At 43.7% G+C, this 398-nt stretch carries 1 protein-coding gene; it reads right to left on the bottom strand.

The genetic code is table 11. From position 1 onward, the window contains the following. Positions 1-18: 18 nt before the first annotated feature. Positions 19-267, bottom strand: a complete 249-nt coding sequence (locus MiSe_RS49935; protein WP_226595057.1) for a hypothetical protein — start codon at positions 265-267, stop codon at positions 19-21. Between the last annotated feature and the right edge of the window lie 131 nt (positions 268-398).

Here is a 398-nt window from a genome sequence, read left to right as displayed (position 1 = left end):
TGTATTTCCTGACATATTTCAAGTTTGAGAAACCCGTAAATAAACCCGCCCCCGTAGGGGCACGGCGTCCAATAACTTTTGATTTTTACCAAAGATTGTAGAACGCCGTGCCCCGAAATCTGTAAATTGATTTCCTGGCATATTCCAAGTTTGAGAAACCCGTAAATAAACCCGCCACCGTAGGGGCACGGCGTGCAATAACTTTTGATTTTTACCAAAGATTGTAGAACGCCGTGCCCCGAAATCTGTAAATTGATTTCCCGGCATATTTCAAGTTTGAGAAACCCGTAAATAAACCCGCCCCCGTAGGGGCACGGCGTCCAATAACTTTTGATTTTTACCAAAGATTGTAGAACGCCGTGCCCCGAAATCTGTAAATTGATTTCCTGACATATTTC

Origin of the sequence: Microseira wollei NIES-4236, from assembly GCF_020521235.1 — a bacterium.
Lineage (GTDB): Bacteria > Cyanobacteriota > Cyanobacteriia > Cyanobacteriales > Aerosakkonemataceae > Microseira > Microseira wollei.
This window is presented reverse-complemented; position numbering and strand designations above follow the sequence as displayed.